The organism is Vibrio sp. 2130-1 (assembly GCF_033339515.1).
This window is the reverse complement of record NZ_JAWOUT010000276.1, coordinates 1-704: the sequence shown is the minus strand read 5'-3', so window position 1 is coordinate 704 and position 704 is coordinate 1. Positions and strand designations below refer to the sequence as shown.

Here is a 704-nt window from a genome sequence, read left to right as displayed (position 1 = left end):
GCGATGGCAAACCTGAGCTAATCCTAATCGCAACAAGTTCTGAAGTTGAGTTAGCAGTGAAAGCCGCTGAACAACTAACAGCAGAAGGTAAGAAAGTACGCGTTGTTTCAATGCCATCAACAGATGCATTCGACAAACAAGACGCAGCTTACCGTGAAGCAGTTCTACCATCAGACGTAACAGCACGTATCGCTATTGAAGCGGGCATCGCAGACTTCTGGTACAAGTACGTAGGTTTCGACGGTCGCATCATCGGTATGACAACATTCGGTGAATCTGCACCTGCTGACCAGTTGTTCGAAATGTTTGGTTTCACTGTAGAAAACGTAGTGAACACAGCAAAAGAACTACTAGCGTAATCGAGACAGTTGTTTAAACCGGCTCTGTTGAGCGGTTGTGAGAAAAGGCCATCATGTTGATGGCCTTTTTATTTGTCTCAATATTTCCAATCTAGCGGAATACTTTGGTGAATATCTTCAAGCAGTACGGATAAGCGAAGAGGATGACGCCCTGCTGGTGTATAACAGTTGATCGTTATTGGCTCTGAAAGCCAGCCTTCAAGGCATGGGGTGATACGGCCGGGGTGATGTTTCTCATACCCTTGTGCAGTCCAAGTTGGCAAGAGACCAATGCCGTGTCCGTTGGCGATACTATCGATCTGCATAGCAATGTTGTCGCTATAGAGTCGGCTGACAAATGGTTCT

The 704-nt window shown here is 46.3% G+C and carries 1 protein-coding gene and 1 pseudogene; one reads left to right on the top strand and one right to left on the bottom strand.

The window, feature by feature from the left end:
• On the top strand, positions 1-359 hold a 359-nt coding region (locus R7Q09_RS25715), incomplete at its 5' end, for a transketolase-like TK C-terminal-containing protein (protein ID WP_318143887.1).
• 77 nt (positions 360-436) lie between these two features.
• Here the strand turns inward: R7Q09_RS25715 and R7Q09_RS25710 are convergent.
• A pseudogene (locus tag R7Q09_RS25710) lies at positions 437-704 on the bottom strand (LysR family transcriptional regulator); the annotation flags it as partial.